Genomic DNA, 255 nt, shown 5'->3' on the forward strand with positions numbered 1-255 from the left:
CTTGTGGACCGTTGCGGGCAACGCACCGGCGCGTGGATGATGCGTTTCTCGACCCACTGACATTCAGGCCGGATTCGACGCTTGGCGTTGCCGGTATCATGGATGTCTACCGGGCCGGGAATATCACGATTGCCAACGCACCGGGAACCGGCATCGCCGACGACAAGGCGATCTATTCCTATATGCCGGAAATCGTGGAGTTCTATACGGGCCGCAAGGCCATTCTCGAAAACGTTCCGACATGGCGCTGTTCCG

Annotated in this window: 1 protein-coding gene; it reads left to right on the forward strand. The window is 58.8% G+C overall.

Features of this window, described 5'->3' with window-relative positions:
• A partial coding sequence (locus tag R0J92_RS24645) for a circularly permuted type 2 ATP-grasp protein (protein ID WP_411053620.1) occupies positions 1-255 on the forward strand: 255 nt, incomplete at both ends.

The organism is Tritonibacter sp. SIMBA_163, from assembly GCF_046535935.1.
Classification (GTDB): domain Bacteria; phylum Pseudomonadota; class Alphaproteobacteria; order Rhodobacterales; family Rhodobacteraceae; genus Epibacterium; species Epibacterium scottomollicae.